The 18,497-nt window shown below is 59.4% G+C and carries 19 protein-coding genes; 6 read left to right on the top strand and 13 right to left on the bottom strand.

Features of this window, described 5'->3' with window-relative positions; genetic code table 11:
- Positions 1–104 precede the first annotated feature (104 nt).
- From BM225_RS09590 to BM225_RS09575, 4 genes are read left to right on the top strand one after another with little or no spacing between them, the layout of a single operon-like run.
- Positions 105–2,024: a hybrid sensor histidine kinase/response regulator gene (locus BM225_RS09590; protein ID WP_072709357.1), complete on the top strand. Its 1,920-nt coding sequence runs from the start codon at positions 105–107 to the stop codon at positions 2,022–2,024.
- Positions 2,021–2,722: a response regulator transcription factor gene (locus BM225_RS09585; RefSeq protein ID WP_072709355.1), complete on the top strand. Its 702-nt coding sequence runs from the start codon at positions 2,021–2,023 to the stop codon at positions 2,720–2,722. Before BM225_RS09590 ends, BM225_RS09585 begins: the two co-directional genes overlap by 4 nt.
- Positions 2,723–2,780: 58 nt before the next feature.
- Positions 2,781–3,434, top strand: coding sequence for a histidine phosphatase family protein (locus BM225_RS09580; protein ID WP_072709353.1), 654 nt, complete (start codon positions 2,781–2,783; stop codon positions 3,432–3,434).
- A gap of 19 nt (positions 3,435–3,453) precedes the next feature.
- Positions 3,454–4,509 carry a saccharopine dehydrogenase gene (locus BM225_RS09575; protein WP_072709351.1) on the top strand — a complete coding sequence of 352 codons (1,056 nt, stop codon included), beginning with the start codon at positions 3,454–3,456 and terminating at the stop codon, positions 4,507–4,509.
- Between the two features lie 26 nt (positions 4,510–4,535).
- Here the strand turns inward: BM225_RS09575 and BM225_RS09570 are convergent, their stop codons facing one another.
- From BM225_RS09570 to BM225_RS09545, 6 genes are all read right to left on the bottom strand, one after another.
- Complete coding sequence (locus BM225_RS09570) at positions 4,536–4,922, bottom strand: DUF3775 domain-containing protein (protein ID WP_072709349.1); 387 nt, start codon at positions 4,920–4,922, stop codon at positions 4,536–4,538.
- Between the two features lie 81 nt (positions 4,923–5,003).
- The gene (locus tag BM225_RS09565) at positions 5,004–5,735 is read right to left on the bottom strand and encodes an SDR family NAD(P)-dependent oxidoreductase (RefSeq protein ID WP_072709348.1); all 732 of its coding nucleotides are present in this window, start codon (positions 5,733–5,735) and stop codon (positions 5,004–5,006) included.
- Positions 5,732–6,289 carry a DUF3833 family protein gene (locus tag BM225_RS09560; protein WP_092464206.1) on the bottom strand — a complete coding sequence of 186 codons (558 nt, stop codon included), beginning with the start codon at positions 6,287–6,289 and terminating at the stop codon, positions 5,732–5,734. Before BM225_RS09560 ends, BM225_RS09565 begins: the two co-directional genes overlap by 4 nt.
- Positions 6,290–6,292: 3 nt before the next feature.
- Positions 6,293–7,486, bottom strand: a complete 1,194-nt coding sequence (locus tag BM225_RS09555; RefSeq protein WP_276326941.1) for an MFS transporter — start codon at positions 7,484–7,486, stop codon at positions 6,293–6,295.
- A gap of 29 nt (positions 7,487–7,515) precedes the next feature.
- A complete protein-coding gene (locus BM225_RS09550; RefSeq protein WP_072709343.1) occupies positions 7,516–8,271 on the bottom strand; it encodes a DUF1365 domain-containing protein in 756 nt (251 codons plus the stop codon).
- Complete coding sequence (locus tag BM225_RS09545; RefSeq protein WP_072709341.1) at positions 8,268–9,569, bottom strand: NAD(P)/FAD-dependent oxidoreductase; 1,302 nt, start codon at positions 9,567–9,569, stop codon at positions 8,268–8,270. The genes BM225_RS09550 and BM225_RS09545 overlap by 4 nt, the downstream gene beginning before the upstream one ends.
- A 114-nt stretch (positions 9,570–9,683) precedes the next feature.
- Here BM225_RS09545 and BM225_RS09540 point away from each other — a divergent pair, with 114 nt between their 5' ends.
- Both BM225_RS09540 and BM225_RS09535 read left to right on the top strand, forming a co-directional pair.
- Positions 9,684–10,331, top strand: coding sequence for a sigma-70 family RNA polymerase sigma factor (locus BM225_RS09540; RefSeq protein ID WP_245780444.1), 648 nt, complete (start codon positions 9,684–9,686; stop codon positions 10,329–10,331).
- A gap of 5 nt (positions 10,332–10,336) precedes the next feature.
- Positions 10,337–10,984, top strand: coding sequence for a ChrR family anti-sigma-E factor (locus BM225_RS09535; protein WP_072709462.1), 648 nt, complete (start codon positions 10,337–10,339; stop codon positions 10,982–10,984).
- Positions 10,985–11,008: 24 nt separating this feature from the next.
- Here BM225_RS09535 and BM225_RS09530 read toward each other — a convergent pair whose 3' ends face one another.
- The 7 genes from BM225_RS09530 to lspA all read right to left on the bottom strand — a co-directional run bounded on the left by BM225_RS09530 (position 11,009) and on the right by lspA (position 18,497).
- Positions 11,009–11,494 (bottom strand): lytic transglycosylase domain-containing protein, encoded by a 486-nt coding sequence (locus BM225_RS09530; protein WP_072709460.1) that lies wholly within the window; start codon positions 11,492–11,494, stop codon positions 11,009–11,011.
- 132 nt (positions 11,495–11,626) lie between these two features.
- Entirely contained in the window at positions 11,627–12,790 is a 1,164-nt protein-coding gene (locus BM225_RS09525; protein ID WP_092464202.1) for a DNA recombination protein RmuC, read from the bottom strand.
- Positions 12,787–14,694, bottom strand: a complete 1,908-nt coding sequence (gene mutL, locus BM225_RS09520) for a DNA mismatch repair endonuclease MutL (protein ID WP_072709337.1) — start codon at positions 14,692–14,694, stop codon at positions 12,787–12,789. Before mutL ends, BM225_RS09525 begins: the two co-directional genes overlap by 4 nt.
- Before the next feature lie 43 nt (positions 14,695–14,737).
- Positions 14,738–16,036: a M16 family metallopeptidase gene (locus tag BM225_RS09515; protein ID WP_072709335.1), complete on the bottom strand. Its 1,299-nt coding sequence runs from the start codon at positions 16,034–16,036 to the stop codon at positions 14,738–14,740.
- A 2-nt stretch (positions 16,037–16,038) separates the two neighbouring features.
- Positions 16,039–17,394, bottom strand: a complete 1,356-nt coding sequence (locus tag BM225_RS09510; protein ID WP_072709333.1) for a M16 family metallopeptidase — start codon at positions 17,392–17,394, stop codon at positions 16,039–16,041.
- 85 nt (positions 17,395–17,479) lie between these two features.
- Entirely contained in the window at positions 17,480–17,950 is a 471-nt protein-coding gene (locus BM225_RS09505; RefSeq protein ID WP_072709331.1) for a DUF3035 domain-containing protein, read from the bottom strand.
- Positions 17,951–18,005: 55 nt separating this feature from the next.
- Positions 18,006–18,497, bottom strand: a complete 492-nt coding sequence (gene lspA, locus BM225_RS09500; protein WP_072709329.1) for a signal peptidase II — start codon at positions 18,495–18,497, stop codon at positions 18,006–18,008.

Below are 18,497 nucleotides of genomic sequence, written 5' to 3'. Positions count from 1 at the left end.
TCAACTTTTTCCTGAAAATTTCTGAAACCTAACGAATTGTAACAGCCGCCGCGTCGGCCTTGCACCTGCCTGTTTGATAGCGACTAATACTGCTCGGAGGAGCCATGACACAAAGCGATCACGCCATTCACGCGATGACGACAGCGGGGTTGGATTTGATCCAGCAAGCCCTGTCGATTTTCGATTCCGACCTACGTCTGGTGATCGCGAACCGCCGCATGCAAGAGATGTTCAACCTGCCCGACCCGCTCGCCACGCCCGGCGCGAGTTTCGAGGATGTGATCCGCTATCTGGCCGAACGCGGCGAATATGGCGAGATTGACGATATCCCTGACTACGTGGCGACACGCCTCGAACAAGCCCGTACCTTTGCCCCGCACTACATGGAGCGCACCCGCGCCAATGGCCGCGTGATCAGCGTCGAAGGGAACCCCCTGCCCGAAGGCGGCTGGGTCACTGTCTACACCGACATCACCCAGATCAAACGCCAAGAGGCCCTTCTGCGCGCACGGTCCGAAGAACTGAGCGACCAAGTCTTGTCCTATGCCGAGGAACTGTCCAGCGCGAACCGTGAACTGGCTGCCACGAACGCCGCGTTGGAACAGGCCAAAGCCCGCGCGAATGAGGCAGAGGCCCGCATCCGTCTGACGACCGAGATGATGCCCGCCCACATCGCTCGCGTCGATCTGAACCTGCGCTATACCTATTCGAACCGGCAGCTGTCGTGGGTGATGCCAGGCCGGCGTAAAGACATTCTGGGCATGACCATGACCGAGGCGTTAGGCGAATCCTTCCCCAAGGTGCTGCCAGCCGTCCAGCGCGCCCTGTCCGGCGAATCCGCCGTGATCGAATTTACCGACGCGCCCACGTCCCGCCGCATCCGCGCAGCCTTTACGCCCGACTTCAGCACGGGCCAGATTTCTGGCGTGAACGTTCTGTCCCTTGATGTGACCGAAGAAACCCAAGCTCGTACCGCGCTCCAGCAGACGAAAAAACGCGAGATGGCCGCGCAACTGACCAGCGGCTTGGCCCATGATTTTTCGAACCTGCTCACGATCATTCTGGGGATGCAGGGGAAACTGGCCCGCATGTCCCTGCCCGCTGATGCAGCCGACCTGATCAGCGCAACGATCAATGCCGCGAACCGTGGCGGGCGCCTGTTGAACAAGATCGCAGGGATCACAGCAGGGCGTGAATTACGTCTGCACGCAGTGGATATGAATGCCTTTACCAAGGATCTGATCACCTTGGCGCGGTCCACGCTGCCCGATGGCGTCTACCTGAAGGTCGAAACGGAGTTGCCGGACACCCCGCTGCTGCTGGACTCCGGCCTCTTGCAAGACGCCGCCCTGAACCTTGTCCTGAACGCGCGCGATGCCTGCGGTACCAAGGGGCAGATCACCCTGCGCCTGCGGGCGATCAGCGACACGTGGCTAGAACTGTCCGTCGGGGACACGGGGCCAGGATTCTCCGAAACCGCCCTGAAACACGCGCTTGACCCGTTCTTTACGACCAAAGGCGGCGAAGGCTCGGGCCTTGGACTGCCGATGGTGTACGACATGACCAAAACGGCCGGCGGTACTGTCACCTTGGGCAACACGTCCCAAGGCGCGCGCGTCACCATCCGCCTGCCCCTGCGCGCCGCCCCCACCGCAGTTGCCCCCGCGCTGGTCCTTTTGGTCGAGGACAGCGACGACATCCGGACCACCGTCCGCGATATGCTGACCGGCCAAGGGCATTCAGTGATCGAGGCGACCTCTGTCGACGAAGGGCTTGCTCTGGCCCGCGACCTGCCCGACATCGCCTACGTGGTCTCTGACATTTCCCTGACCGGAGAGGCAACGGGGCTCGACCTGCGCGCCGCCCTCTTTGCGACGAACCATCCTGCCAAGATTGTGCTCATGACATCTCTGCCCGAAACACACCCACATCACATCGCCGCCCGCGCCAGTGGAACGGTGCTGCGTAAACCCTTTGACGCGCCTGATCTGGCCGCGGCCCTCGGGTCGGAGGAGCCAGCATGACCGAACCTCTTGTCACCATTCTGGACGATGAACCCGAGATCCGGCAGCTCTTGGCCGACACGCTCCAAGAGGCTGGCTTTCGCACCATGTCTTTTGGCCGCGCGACGGAATTTGAGGCCGCGCTGAAGTCCTGCCAGCCCGATCTGTGTCTGGTGGATCTGTCCTTGCCGGATCGTGACGGGCTGACCTTGGTGCACAGGCTGGCGCTGGAACAGGGCGCGACGGTCATCATCATCTCAGGGCGTGCGCAGGTACAGGACCGGATCACGGGGCTGGAACTGGGGGCGGATGACTACATCATCAAACCCTTTGACCCGTCCGAGGTCGTTGCCCGCATCCGTGCCCGCCTGCGCAAGGGCAAAGCCACCAAATCCAGCGGGGACACTGCCCAATTCGAGGGCTGGACCGCGCATTTCGACCGCTTCACTCTGGAAGATATCGAAGGTACAGAGACCCCTTTCAGCCATGCCGAAGGAGCGGTGTTGCGGCTGTTTCTGGAAAGCCCGAAACGTCTGGTCACCCGCGCCTATATGCAGGAAACGTTGGGCGGGGCAGCGGGCGAAAGCTTTGATCGCGCGATGGACGTGCGGATCTCGCGATTGCGGACCAAGCTGCAAGAAGACCCCAAGAACCCCCGTCTGATCAAAACGATCTACGGGGCGGGCTACATCTTTCTTGGTGATGTGAGCTGGCGATAGGGGTTGCGACCCGCCCTGCCCCCAGCCTAAGCACCAGAGGCAAGAACAGGAGTCGCAGATGACCGAGATTACACTGGTGCGCCACGGGCAGGCCAATACCGGCGCACAGGACGAAGCCAGCTATGACCGCCTGTCTGAACTGGGCCATCGGCAGGCCGCCTGGCTTGGCCAGCATCTGGAAACCGTCGCGCCCTATGACCGCATTATTTCTGGCGCGATGCGCCGCCAGATCGAGACTGCGCAAGGCCTGAACCGCCGCGCCTTGCCCCACGACACAGACGCGCGCCTGAACGAGCTGGATTACTTTGGCCTCGCCGAGTCGCTGAAAAACAGCCACGGGGTGCCAATCCCGACCTGCGCCGCCGAGTTTGCCGCCCACGTCCCTCAAGTGCTGGACGCGTGGCGCAATGATGGGATCCATCCTGATGTCGAAAGCTATGACGCCTTTCACGACCGGATTTTCGGCGCGCTTCGGGCAGCGGCTGGCACGGGCGAGCGCTGTCTGCTGGTCACATCAACAGGTGTGATTTCGACCCTAACCGCGATTGCCTTGGGTCTGGAGACCGCCGCCAAGGTCAAGATGTTCCTGGCTGTTGCCCACACCTCGGTGCACAAATTCGAGTTGCGTGGGGATGACTTGTATCTGACCCAGTTCGGCGCGACGCCGCACTTGGATGTGCCCGACCGCATCCACGCCAAAACTCATGCCTGATAGACCAAAGGAAACCACGATGACTCACCTCTGGGTCCGCACCGAAAGCCGCCAGAACGAACAGCGCGTCGGCATCACGCCCGAAGGCGTGGCCGAAATGATCGCTGCCGGATATCAGGTCACCGTCGAAGAAAGCAGCCAGCGCATTATCCCGATTAACGCGTACCGCAAGGCAGGCGCGGAAATCGCCGCCGAAGGCAGCTGGCCGGACGCCCCGAAAGACGCCATCATCTTTGGCCTCAAAGAGCTGCCAGAAGAGGACACGCCGCTCATTCACCGCCATATCATGTTCGGCCATGCCTACAAAGGTCAGTCCGCAGGTCAACGCCTGCTGAAACGGTTCAAAGCTGGCGGCGGGACTCTGTTTGATCTGGAATATTTGGTGAACGAACAGGGGCGCCGCGTGGCCGCGTTCGGGTATTGGGCCGGTTACGCGGGTGCAGCCGTGGCGCTGCGCGCTTGGGCCGCGCAGAAATCTGGCGGGATTTGCCCCCCGATGCAAGGCTACGCCAATGCAAAAACCATGTGCGCCATGCTGCGGGACGAACTGGACCGCGCCGATCAGCCCCGCCCCGACGCCATCGTCATAGGCGCGCTTGGCCGCGTCGGAACAGGCGCGAGCGATCTGTGCGGCGAACTAGGTGTGGACGTGACCAAATGGGACATGAAGGAAACCGCTCACGGGGGACCATTCCCAGAAATTCTCGAACATGACGTCTTTCTAAACTGCATTCTGGCAGGACCAAGGACGCCCGTTTTCGTTCCCGCGTCTGCCAAAGATACGGAACGCAAGCTGTCTGTCATCGGGGATATCGCCTGCGATCCGGACAGCGACTTTAACCCTGTGCCCTTGTACCATGAGGCCACCACTTGGGCAGAGCCCGCGACCCGCGTCCACGACGATACGCCCTTGGATGTCACCGCGATCGATAACTTGCCCTCGATGCTACCGCTCGAAAGCTCTCAGGATTTCTCGGGACAATTGCTGCCATGGCTGATGCAGCTCGAGGATACCTATTCCGGCGTGTGGGGCCGCGCGATGGCGACCTACCGCAAGCATCTGGTTAATATCTGATCCAAAGGGGGCCGAGGGCCCCTTTTTCACATGATGTCGTCTTCTTCGTCCTCGGCAGAGATGCCAAAGGCGTCCAAACCGCTTTCCAGATACTCAGCAAGCTCCGGCATCCCCAGCAGGTAATCTGCCGTTTCGCTGGTGGCTTCGGACACAACGGTCGCCCGCGCTTCGTCCAGTTCATCGACGGTGAAGGTGTCGCGCCCGATCCACGCCAAGGCGATAAGATCGGTTTGCTCTTCTTCGTTCAGATCGCCGATGAAAGAGCGGATCGCGTCATCGTCCATCCGTCCCATGGTTTGCACTTCGTCTTCGGACAGGTCTTCGGTCAGGATTTCCATTTCGCCCGAATTCATCCGCAGCTCATGCGCCAGCAAAATGATCTGAGCAACTTTTGACGAGGATATTCTTAGCATGGCTCATTTCCTTCTTCGGCCCTGATCCAGCATTCGGCGTTTTGCGCCTGCCGTCCTTGATCTAGGGCAACACAGTTTGGTTCAGGAGATCAGGCGGAAATAGGCCCAATCCGGTAGCAAATTGGCAAGTCGGAACACCCACGAGAACATCGTGGGGAAATTGCGGGCAAAGCTGGGGGAGTTCATGTGGTCAAAGATTTCGCGCGCCGCGTCCTCTGGCTCCATGAGAAAGGGCATCTTGAAATCATTTTTGTTGGTCAACCGCGTCTTAATAAAGCCGGGGTTTGCCAATTGAATCCGAACGTTTGTTTTGCGCAAATCTGCATAAAGCGTTTCTGCCAGTGACATTACGCCGGCCTTGGACGCACCGTATCCGACCGCGCCCGGCAATCCGCGAAATCCAGACAGGCTGCCGGTAAAGACGATGTGACCACGGCCTTGGTTGGCAAATTTCGGCACCATCACCCCTGCAACGCGCATCGCACCGCCCAAATTCACATCTGCCATCAGCTCTAGCTTCTCGGCGTCGATTTCCTTCGGCTTCATCGGCCAATAGACGCCCGCCAAATAGACGACACCATCGACATCTCCGACCTCCTCGGCGGCCTTGGACACACTCTCGAGGCTAGATACATCGCACGTCACGGCGCGGGCCCGGCCCGGCAGCTCTGCGACCAAGTCGTTCAACCGATCCTCGGAGCGCGCGCTCACAATCACTTCGACACCGACGCGGCTCAATTGGTGGGCCAGAGCGCGGCCCAGCCCTTCGCTCGCCCCGATCAACCAATACCGCTTGCCGTTCCAATCTATCACGCAACCTCCTTTGGACGCATGGTGGCGACCAATTCGCCCACCGTGATCCCGAATTTTTTGAACTGGCTGCGATTCATGATCACCCCGTTCGGCGTCATGTACATCCAGTCCGTCACATCCAAAACATGCCCCCCTGCGTCCTCCATCAGGCGAATGCGGTAATTGAGTTGCACCGCGTCTCCGCGCTGCCATCCGCGTCCGGTTCCGATCAAGTCTTCTGCTTCGGCCGCGATGGTGCCGTCGTCGGACACCACCAGCTGCCATTCGCGATCCTGCCGAGAGCCACTGTCATATGTGAAGAATTCGCTCAGCGTCCCTTTGTTCCCGTCCCAACGCCCTTCCATTTCCGCACAAAAGCGCGAGGCGACGCGGCCGGTCGGTCCGTAGATCACGCCTTCGCACAACAGAGGGCCAGAAAGCGCCTTTCGAACGTCAAAAGAGAGGGGTCCGTCGTAATCCGCGGGCTTTTGCGCGGAGAATGACATTTTCCGCTTCACGATCACGAAACCGATCAGGGAAATCGCAAAGCCCAAGAAAATCCATAGGACAGTCATCGTCTACAGCTCCTTTTCGATGGGGGTACGCATGAGCAATGCCATGGCGCATAACTTCAAAAAACAGGGCACACCTGCATAGAGGATCGTGAGCAGGTACAGGGTCTCGGGCGCATTCGGCCCGCCGCTCTGGAACCCAGCGCCTTGGAGAATGGGCAGCAGAACCGCCGCCGCAAACGCCAGGCTGACCTTGGTCGCAAAGGACCACAGGCCGAAGCCTGCCGCGCCATTTGGATCAATCCGCGCCATGCGCCCCGCAAAGATCGCAGGCAGGATGGTCATATCTGCCCCAAGGGCGAGTCCCGTCGCCACACACACAGCCGCAAAAGGCCAAACATCACCCGCCCCCAAGGTCAGCGCCCAGAGAAACGCCGCGATGGATAGGGCCATGCCGTAGATCAGGGCACGCCGAGCCCCGACCCGTTGGGCAATCGTCGACCAGATCGGTGCACCCACTGCAGCGGACACAAAGAACAGCACCAGAAGCGGGCCCTCGCTGCCGATGCTCTGAAGACGGCTTTCGACAAAGAATAGGAACAAGGTCGAAGTCACCGCGACAGGGGCTGCATTGACAACACCCAACAGCAGAAGCCTGCGGGCAGCACTGTCCCCGAGGATGCGGCGGATGTCAGGCTGTTCCGGCACGGAATGGGTCGCGCTCCATTCGGGTGCCATCACGATACCGGCCACCGCGGCCAAAGCCACGAACCCGACCGCAAATCCGGCAAAGGGCGCCTCTAGCACCCCAGCAAGCATAACCGGCGCAATCGCGGCCAGACACACGCCAACCAGCGCGCCGCCCTCGCGCCACCCAGCCAGTCGCAGATGGGCGCGACCCAAAGCCTCGGCCCGCTTCACACCCACTGCGTAGAACGTGATGCTCAGAAAACTGTAGGCCGAGAACATCAAAATCAGCATGGCGGCGAACCACAGTGCGGGTCCGAACAACGGCGAGACTGCGAACAAACCGACCATCGCGGCAGCCAGTACAGCCAATCCGATGAACACGGCCAGACTGCGGTATCGAATGCGGGCAGAAAGCAACCCCAACAGGGGATCCTGCACAACATCCAGCAAACGCAGCCCAGCTAGGATGGCCCCAAGGCTCCCCAACCCGACGCCATAGGAATCCACGTAAAATTTTGGCGCGTGCATGTAGATCGGAAGACCCGCCGCCGCCAGCACTCCTGCAAACACTGAATATGACCACAAGGGCCGATGCTGTGTCACCGGCTGACCTCTGACTCGGGCGCCTCCGGTGCGGGTCGATATCCTGCGCGCTTGATCCACAACTTCAGCGCTTGCCAATGGATCAGAAACACAACGCGCCGCGCGCCAAAGGGCCGGCGGAACACCGACTTCAGAATGGAACGGTTCGTGAGCGGTGCCCGTTTGCCCGTCAACGTCGCCGTCAGCCCACCCTTGTCATGGGTTAGGTCAATCCAGATCCCGATCCGATCTCTTCGGATGTCGAAGCGAAACTGATACTCGCCCGCGATCGGCTGGAAGGGAGAGACGTGGAAAATCTTGCGCGCGACCAACTTGTCGCTGGGATCAATTGGGGACAGGTCATCGTGGTGGCACAGATAGCTGTGACGTTGGCCAAAGGTATTTGTGACCTCCGCGATCACCACGCGCAGGGTTTGTTCAGCGTCGTAGCACAGCCAGAAACTCACCGGATTGAACACGTGGCCCAGAACACGGGGCTGGGTCAGAAGCAAAATTTCGCCGTCGACCTCTACACCATTGTCTCGCAGTACGGTCCGAGCCCAAGGCGCGCCGCGCCCATCTTTGGGTGCGCCGCCATGATCCTTGTCCTGCAAAGAAAAAAGGTTGCCGGAATTGCGCGAAAACAAGCGTGGTGGCTGTACCTCTTGCTCAGGGTTCAACAGCACGTAATCAACGCTGTAGCGAAAGGCGTTCTCGATGCCGCCCTTGCGCCCGTGCCATGTGTAACCCGCGATGTGGTCCACCGTATTCATTCGGCAGCCACCTGTTGTCGGACCCGCAGACGCAGGCTGTCAGCGACTTCTAGACCGCTGGACAGCCCATCTTCGTGGAAGCCATTCTTCATCCAAGCGCCGCAGAACCACGTGTTGGCTGTGCCGTTGACCAAAGGCATCTTCTTTTGCGCATCCCACGCTGCCATGTCGTAGACGGGGTGCATGAAGGTAACCTCGTCGTAGATCAGGTCCTCGCGGATGGCACGGCGCGAATTCAGCGTCACAAAATGCGGGTCATCCATCGGGATCGGCTGAAGTGAGTTCATCCAGTAGGTCAAGTCGATCCGGTCACTGGGGGCATCGCGATCTTCGGTATAGACCCATGATGACCAGCAAAGACGACGCTTGGGCATCACCGAAGCATCCGCGTGCAGCACGATTTTGTTCGGCTGGTATTTCACCGCGCTCAGGATATCGGTCTCGTGCGGCATCGGGTCTTCGAGCAAAGCGAGCGACACGTCAGAGTGCGTCGCAAAGACAATCTCATCAAATTGCTCCCACTCTCCGCCAGAGCTGCGAACTTGCGGACCAACAGCGGTACGGCGCACCCCTTGGACCGGCGATCCGATGCGTAGCTCGACCCCTTTGCGCTGCAACGCCGCTTTCAGGCGCGTCACGTATTGAATGGACCCGCCCTGCACGGTGTACCATTGGTGCTGTCCTGTGTGGCTCAAGAGCGCGTGGTTCTCCAAAAAGGTAATCATCGCCTGCGCGGGGAAATCCAGAATTTCATCGACCGGCGTAGACCAGATCGCACCGGACAACGGCGCGAGGTAATATTTGCGGAACCACTCGCCGAGTTGCAGATAATCCAGAAGCTCGCCAATCGTGGCGTCCGGTAGATTTTCAGCTGCCTCGACCGCCGATTTGTTGAATCGGAAAATGTCGCGGATCATTCCCAGATACTTCGGCCGCATCAGGTTGCGCCGCTGCGCAAACGTCGCATTTACCGACCCGAAGCCATATTCCAGCCACCCGCCATCGATAGAAGCGCCAAAGCTCATGTCGCTTTTTACTGTGGGCACATCCAGACGCTCGAACAGCTCGACCATGTTCGGGTAGTTCACGTGGTTAAACACGATAAAGCCCGTATCAACGGGCTGATCCCCGTTTTTACCCGCCATAACAGTACGCGCATGCCCGCCGAGACGGGGCTCGGCCTCGAACAGGGTCACATTATGGTCCTCGGCCAATGAATAGGCTGCCCCCATCCCGGAAATGCCACCACCAATAACGGCGATCTTGCGTGCGATAGAGGACGATGTCTCGAAGGGCATTAGTGTGTGACTCCTGTTTTTCTATTCTCTGTTACGCTGGTCAGACGCGGACGGATGAAAAAAATAATCTGAGGTGATCCAAACGTTTTATTGATGCGTATAGGATGCATGTTGATGGAACGGTTGGATATTTCGGAAAACAGGTTGCCAGCACCCGCGAAGCGTCGTGTTATGGAGGGTGACGTACGCTCTCCACGCCTGAAAGACGCCGCAGTGCCCGACGCCCCACAACAGCCCGCACAGGACTGGACAGACCATATCCATCGCATCCGTGCTCAGGACCAGGCAGCTTTTAAAGAGCTGTTTGCCCACTTCGCCCCCCGGGTGAAGGGGTTTTTGATCAAGTCCGGCGCGGACGAAGCCTTGGCCGAGGAATGCACCCAAGAGGTGATGGCCACGATCTGGCGCAAGTCAGAGATGTTCGACCCCTCGCGGGCCTCGGTTTCCACGTGGATCTATACGATCGCACGGAACCGCAAAATTGACATGCTGCGCAAACGGCGCCGCCCCGAACCCGAGGATCTGCCTTGGGGACCAGAGGCCGAGCCCGACGCCGAAGACACCTTCGCAATGCAGCAAGAGACACAAAGACTGGGAGAGGCAATCCGCGCTCTACCAGAAAAACAACGGCAGCTGGTCGAGAAAGCCTACTTTGGCGATCTTACTCACAGTGAAATCGCCGAGGAAACGGGTCTGCCCTTGGGCACGATCAAATCTAGGATACGGTTGGCGCTGGACCGCTTGCGCCACCAGATGAAGTGACTGTGATGATGCGCGATATTAAACACCACCTGACCGACCAACTGTTGATGGCCTACTCTGCAGGAACCCTGCCCGAGGCCTTTGACCTGATTGTTGCCGCCCATCTTTCGATGTGCGACGCCTGCCGTGCTGCAGCCGAGAGTTTTGATGCAACCGGCGGAGCCTTGATCGAGGATTTGGATACCGCCGAGCTGTCCGATGACAGCTTTGCTGCGACCATGCGCCTGATCGAAGGCGCGCCGAAACTATCCGCTCCAAAACCTCGCAAAAAGGGTGTTTTGCCCGGTCCGGTGCAGGATTTTGTTGGCGGCGACCTGGAAAGCGTGAAGTGGCGGTCGATCGGCATGGGCGTAAAGCAAGCGATTATCCCAACCGAAAAGGATGCAACCGCGCGCCTGCTCTACATTCCTGCAGGATGCGCTGTGCCGGATCATGGGCATCGCGGGACCGAGCTGACCTTGGTGCTGCAGGGTGCGTTTCAGGACGAAACCGATCACTTTGGTCCCGGTGACATTGAAGTTGCGGACGAGGACCTGTTCCACACCCCTGTTGCGGATATCGGCGAGGATTGTATCTGTCTGGCCGCGACCGACGCACCGCTTCGGTTCCGCAGCTTGCTGCCGCGGCTCGCGCAGCCGTTTCTACGCATCTAAACTCAGGCAAGAAAAAAGGGCTGCTTAACGCAGCCCTGTTTCGTCCAGCAGACCTTTGGCTTTGGCCGCATAGTAGTAGCCGCGTGCGTAGTGCATGACGGCTTCTTTTTCGTTGCCATCTGCCACCAGATAGGCACCGCGCAGGTACTTGCCCGCGTACTTCAGATTGGTTTCCGCATCCAAAAGATCCGTCGGTTCGCCTTTGAAGCCCATGCTGCGGGCCGTGGCGGGCAGGATCTGCATCAGGCCGTAGTAGGGGCCATTGCGCGCACCCGGGCGGTGAGTGCTTTCGCGGATTACGACGCGTTGGATCAGCGTCGGGGGAATTTGGTATTCTTCTGCGTATTTCAGAATGAGAGACCGGAGTTCCGGTGTTTCGTTCGGGTAAAGGGGCGCGGCATAGTCGGCAAATGCGAGCGGTTTCACATCGGGGTCCGGCTGCGCCATCTGACTGCAAGCACTGGTCAATACGAATAGGCCAAAGGCCACACAGGTGAGGGTGCGCTTCATCATGTCTTCCACTATCGTCCCAAGGTCGCCACTGCGCGCTAAGGCACGTCTTCGGCAGAATTGCGGGGAAGAAACACAGAAATTGCGGTTGCGTCACCCCTGAATTGTTCGCGCGTCGAACGATCGGCGGATTTAGACAGTTTTTTGCGTATTGATGGCTAACTGATCGGCGGTTTCTGGCGCAAGTTCTTCGAAATCGAAATTATCCAGTCGACGAGCGCGTTTGCCTGCCTTTTCAGCACTAATCTTGATTTCAGAGATATCCTTGGCCGCCTGATTGAAATGCCGGTCCAGATTTTCGACGCGTGAACCCAAACGGTCCACGTCGGAATAAAGCAGACCCAACTCTTTGCGAATGGCACCCGCCTGCTCTCTCATCCGCGCATCCTTGAGGATCGCACGCATGGTGTTCAGGGTTGCCATGCAAGTGGTCGGAGACACGATCCAAACCCGCTTTTCAAACCCTTCGCGCACCAGTTCGGGGAAATTGGCGTGCAGCTCGGCATAAACAGCCTCGGACGGTAGGAACATGATCGCGCCGTCAGCGGTCTCGCCCTCTAGGATGTATTTCTCGGAAATGGCCTTGATATGGTTGCGCACCGACTGGCGCAGCATCCGCGCTGCTTCGTTCAACAGGGCCTGCGTGTCGGCCTTGCGCAGCGCCTCGTAAGCCTCGAGCGGAAATTTACTGTCGATGACGATTGGACCCGGCGGATTGGGCAAGTGGATCAAACAGTCCGCCCTGCGCCCGTTAGACAGCGTGTGCTGCAGCGCGTAGCTGTCCGACGGCAACGCCTTGCCCACAATGTCGTTCAACTGGATCTCGCCGAATGCACCACGGGTCTGTTTATTCGACAGAATATCCTGAAGGCTCAGGACATCTCCCGACAGTTTGGTGATGTTCTCTTGCGCCTTGTCGATCGCAACGAGCCTCTGCTGCAACTCCCCCAGCGACTTTGCCGTCCGCTGCGCTGAACCATGCAGGTTGACATTCATCTGCTCGGTCACCGTCGCCAGACGCTGCTCCATCAGTTGTAGCATGTGCTTTTGACTAGAGGCCTGCGCCTCTGACACATGGTTCAATCCCCCCGCCAATTGCTGCTGACCATCAGAAAGAGACTGAACGCGCTGGTCCAACGCCCACATCTGACGCGCCATCGGCTCCATCATCTGGGCAGACTTCCCAGCAGAGCGCATGACCGCGAACAGCATAAGCAGCACCAACCCACCAAGGATGAGGGCACCCAGAACCAAAGGATTCTGAAGGGTCAAAGTAAGTGCGGTGTCGTCGGTCATGTGCGCCCGAACAGCCTTTCGATGTCAGAGAGTTTTAGCTCCACGTAGGTGGGGCGGCCATGGTTGCACTGACCTGAATGAGGCGTGGTCTCCATCTCGCGCAGAAGTGCATCCATTTCTTCGGCGCGCATACGGCGGCCGGATCGGATTGAGCCATGGCAGGCGACGCGGGACAGGATTGCCTCGAGCCGCGCCTGCAGGGACAGGCTTTCGCCCTGATCAGACAACTCGTCCAAGATGTCGAGAACCATCGCTTTGGCGTCTACATTTCCGAGGATCGCTGGGGTCTCGCGGACTGCGACAGCACCAGCGCCAAAGGGTTCAATGCTCAGCCCCATGCGCGCCAGATCATCCGCGTGTTCTAGCAACCGCGCGCTGTCGCCCTCGGACAGATCCACCACTTCAGGGATAAGCAGGGCTTGGGCCGCGACGCCATTTTCAGCCATCTGCTTTTTCAGTTTTTCGTAGACCAGACGTTCGTGAGCGGCATGCTGATCGACGATCACCATACCGTCTTGGGTCTGCGCGATGATGTAGTTCTCGTGCACCTGGCCGCGTGCGACACCCAAGGGCAAATGCGCGGGTTCCGGCGCTTCGGTTTCAGGTTCGGGACGCGTATCAGGGACAGGCGGGGTTTCCACGACGCGCCCGCTATAGGCGGTCGAAAACTCGGCAAAGCCAGTGTCACGCGGCGGGACAGGCTGGATCGCAGGGGCCTGTCCCATGTAGCTGGCACTGCGCGCGGCAGCAGACGGCCGATCCATCTGGTATTGAAACACACGCGGCTGGGTCGGCTCGGTTCGCATCGCCCCCAAGGTAGCGCCCGACACGGTGCTGGACGCGCGATGCCCAGCCTCGGCCAAAGCATGGCGCAAGGACGAGACGATTAATCCGCGCACCAGACCGGGGTCGCGGAACCGAACCTCGGACTTGGCAGGGTGGACGTTCACGTCGACCTTTTGCGGGTCACAATCGACGAACAGAACAGCTGCGGGATGTCGGTCACGGGACAGAAAGTCCATATAGGCAGCGCGCAATGCGCCGGTGAGCTGTTTGTCCCGCACAGGACGCCCGTTCACGAACAGATACTGTGAGACAGCCGCGCCGCGTGAATAGGTGGGCAGGGCCGCGTAGCCCGTCAGGCGGACGCCCTCGCGCTCGGCATCAATCGCCAGAGCATTTTCAGAGAACTCTCCGCCAAGGACTCCGGCCAACCGCCCGCGAAGCGCGTCGAACAGATCGCCTGTTTCGGGATCGCTGCGAAAGGTCACGCGCCCCGAACCGCCACCCGTTACATCGCGCAAGGTAAACCCGATAGAAGGCTCGGCCATCGCCAAGCGTTTCACCACATCGCTGATCGCTTGGGACTCGGCGCGGTCGCTGCGCATGAATTTCAGGCGGGCAGGCGTAGCGTAAAACAGGTCCCGCAACTCGACCACGGTCCCGCTGGTCAGGGCCGCTGGTTTGACAGGGCCCATCTCGCCGCCAGCGACGGTGATTTGCGCAGCGTCCTCGCCCGTCGGGCGCGAGGTGATGGTCAGCCGCCCAACAGCGCCAAGGGACGGCAGCGCCTCGCCTCGGAAACCGAAGGTGTGAATATTCAAGAGATCAGAGCCGTCGATCTTGCTGGTGGCGTGGCGCGACAACGCCAATGGCAAGTCCTCTGCAGACATGCCACAGCCGTCATCCGTCACGCGTATCAAGGTCTTGCCGCCATCGGCCACACAGACTTCAATCCGGCGCGCGCCAGCGTCGACAGCGTTCTCGACCAGCTCCTTCACGGCCGATGCAGGCCGCTCGACAACTTCGCCAGCGGCAATGCGGTTGATGGCGCCACTGTCAAGCTGACGAATTACAGGGCGAGAGGCCTGATCTGTGGATATCTTGGGGCTGCTCATGGTCATACCCCAAGACTTAGCACGCGATCTTACGAATCTCTAGGGCAGATCATAGGCCCGCGGGCTGACCAACCACGCTAAATGTCAGCTTATCCGGCTGCATCAGCTCCGAGGCAACGCGGTTAATCTGCTCTAGCGTCACTGCGTTCATCCGATCATTTCTGGTCTCGACGTAGGAGACCGGCAGATCATCCATCTGCATCCCCACGAGGATCCGTGCAATGGCGGCATTGCTGTCGAATCGCAGGGGATAGGCGCCAGTCAAATAGGTCTTGGCCTGCTCCAACTCCTCTCCGGTGACGCCTTCGGTCGCCAGTTTGGCCCACTCGTCGCGCACGACACTGATCGCGTCTGCCATACGGTCGTTGCCCGATGCGACTTGGCCCACCCAAAGCTCGGCATGATCGCGCGGGACAAGATAGCTGCCGATGCCATAGGTCAGGCCCCGCTTTTCGCGGACTTCTGTCATCAGGCGGCTGTCAAAACCCGAACCACCAAGGATTTGGTTCAGGATGTACGCGGCAAAGTAGTCAGGATCGTCCCGTTTCATCCCCGGCTGCGCAAACAGCGCGACCGACTGCGGCGTCTCGAACGGCACAACAGTTGTTTCGCCGTCAAAGGTCAGGATCGCGTCTCCCGGCAGTTCTGGACCACTCTCCGGAAGACCAGTCAGCAGATCGTCCAACATTTGCCCCAGTTCTTCGGCGGTGATGTCACCCACGGCAGACACATATACGCGGTCCAAGGTTAGCGCATTCTGGTGGGCCTGCACGATATCTTCGCGGGTTAGGGCTGCAACACTTTCGGCGGTACCTTCGAATTCCGTCGCATAGGGGTGATCCCCATAAACTTGGGCGGCAAACGCGCGGCTGGCGATGTCGTTGGGATCTGTTTGGCTGCTCCGAATGCCGGTCAGCACCTGCTGGCGCACGCGCTCGACTGCGGTCTCGTCGAAGCTGGGAGAGACGAGCGCCTGACGAAGCAGGTCCATCGACTCTTCTTTGTTTTCGGTTAGGAACCGCGCCGAGATCGAGACCGAATCCGCGTTGGTGTTAAACCGATAAGAGGCGGCCAGTGTATCCCGAGCCCTTGCAAAAGCGCGGGCGTCCATGTCGCCGGTGCCCTCTTCTAACAGACCCATCATCAGGTTCGTCGCCCCGCGCTTGCCTTCGGCGTCCAGATTTCCACCACCACGGAACCGCAGTTCCAGTGCGACAAAGGGGATGGAGTGCTCTTCGACGAGCCAGGCTTTGATGCCATTCGGGCTCTCGACTTCTTGGATGTCCACGGCAGCGGTGGCGCGCAGGGTCGACAGTGCGACCAGACACAATGCGATAAGGAATCTCATGATTAACCCTCTGTTCCGGCTTCAGGGGTATTCCCCGCCGTCACATAACCGGTGACGGAACTGCTGCGCTCGAGCACGGATTTCGCCACTTCGATGATCTCTTCTTCGGTGATGTCGAGCACCGTCGGCACCCAGTTTTGCACGTCCTCGACGGTCAAGCCGATCGACAGGGCTGCCCCATAGCGGTTCGCGCGGGTGCTGGTGCTGTCCATTGCGTAAATCTCGGACGCGCGGAACTGTGTCTTGATCCGTTCTAGATCGTCTGGGTCTGGTCCCTCGGCGATAAAGGCCTGGATAGCGTCATCCATAGCCGCTTCAGCCTCGGACAACTCCACATCCGGAGCGGGCACAACGACAAAGGTGAATTTGGTATCATCCAGTGTGGCCCCAGAATACGACGCGCTGGTGTATACGGCGGTCTGGGTATCGAACTGAAGTTTGGTCGCCAGATACGACGTGGCGCCATCTCCCCCTAGCAGGTTCGACAGCAGCGTTAGAGCCGCCGCCTCTCGCTGGTCGCCACTGTCCCGTTCGGGCGCCAGATAGCTGCGGATCATGTAGGGCTGACTGATGCGCGGATCACTAAAGCTAAGGCGTCGCTCCGCACGCTGTGGGGGCTCTTGCGGGCGCATGCGGGGGCCAAGTTCGGGGTTCGGCTCCAGATCACCAAAATGCTTCTCTGCCAAATCGCGGACGTCCGATGGAACGACATCACCCGCGACAACAAGAATCGCATTATTCGGCGCATAGTACTGGTGGTAGAAGGACAGCGCATCCTCTTGGGTCAGACCCTCCATCTCTTGGCGCCAGCCAATGACGGGGATCCCATAGGCGTGATTGAGGTACTGGGCCGCGTCGGCTTGCTCAGAGAACAGAGCCTGCGGGCTGTTCTCAATACGCATATTCCGCTCTTCGAGAATCACGTCACGCTCGGTCAAAACCTCTGCCTCGGTCATGCGCAGATTGACCATGCGGTCCGCCTCCATCCCCAGCATCAGGTCCAAGCGGTCTGCCGCCACATTCTGGTAGTACGCCGTGTAATCCTGAGAGGTGAAAGCGTTGTCTGTGCCACCATTCGCCGCCACAGTGGCCGAGAATTCGCCAGCTTCCATGTCCTTGGTCCCCTTGAACATGAGATGTTCAAGGAAGTGCGCAATGCCAGACTTGCCTGCTGGCTCGTCTGCGGCACCAACTTTGTACCAAACCATATTGGTCAGGGCGGACGAGCGGTGATCTTCGATCACAACAACGTCCATCCCATTATCAAGGGTAAAGGTGGTCACGTCGTCAGCTTGCGCCAACGCGGTCGTGGCAAATAATCCGAAGGTCAGGCCCAATGGGGACAGGATGGCTTTCATGGCAGCTCCCTTTTTCCAAAGGAAGCTACGCGAAGACCGCAGGCATTCAAGGGGGCTGACAGGACTGTGACCGCCCGTGTCGCGATTATTCGTCTTCGAGAGGCGGCGGCGTCGGGACGCGGTAGCCGCGCGCACGGTATGAGTCGATCAGCTCGTATGGATCGAGACGCATCTCGTTGTAGGGCAACTCTGGCCCCAGCAGACGACGGCGACGTTTGACCCAGATCTGGTCTTCTTCTGCCAGAACCGCGCGGATGTCAGGCGAGAGGCCGCCACGAGCAGCATAGCTGACCAGCGCGCCATCAGCGGCAGGATACTGACCATCAACGGCCTCGGTCCGGCCGCCCAATGCAGCAACACCATCCGCGAGCGGGGTCAGGTCCGACCGATTGGCACTGCCAGTGGTGGGCACGGGCAAGGCCGCTGTGTCAGGTATTTCCAGAGGCTTCACAGGAACAATGGCAAATTCGTCCGGTCCCCGAGACAGACGATCGGGGTTTCCGTTATCGCAGGCCCCAAGAGCCAACGCTGCAATGACGAGCACGAAACGCTTCATGCCTAACTAGACCTCCGCTACTTTGCTCAACGCTTAACAGCAGATAAGGGCGGCGTCACGCACCCTTTTTCCGTGCTTTGCTCGGCTCAAAGATCACAAGTCCGATCGCCCCAGCAAAAATAGCAATATCTGCAATATTAAACGCATAGGGATTGTTGATCCCGCAGCATGACATGTTCAGGAAATCGGCGACCGCGCCATAAAGAACGCGATCCACCACATTTGCGAGAGCACCGCCCACCAGCACGCCAGCGGACAGAGTTGCCCAACGACCGGGCTTGGTGCGCAGGGTCCAAAAGATCACGCCGATGCTGATTGCCAGCGCAATCGCGATCAGAATCCAGCGCCCCATGTCCCCGTCCGAGGTGAAGAGGCCAAAGTTGATCCCGCGATTCCACGCCATGTGGAATTGCAAGAACGGCGGCAGCACATCGATCTGCCCAAGGGTGCGCAGTTCCATCATGTGGACCACGATGTATTTGCTGGCTTGGTCCGCCAGAAACACCCAAAAGGCAGGCCAGAAGAGTTGTGCTACCGCGCGGGTCAT

The sequence above is a fragment of the Donghicola eburneus genome, assembly GCF_900115865.1.
Taxonomy (GTDB): Bacteria; Pseudomonadota; Alphaproteobacteria; order Rhodobacterales; family Rhodobacteraceae; genus Donghicola; species Donghicola eburneus.
This window is presented reverse-complemented; position numbering and strand designations above follow the sequence as displayed.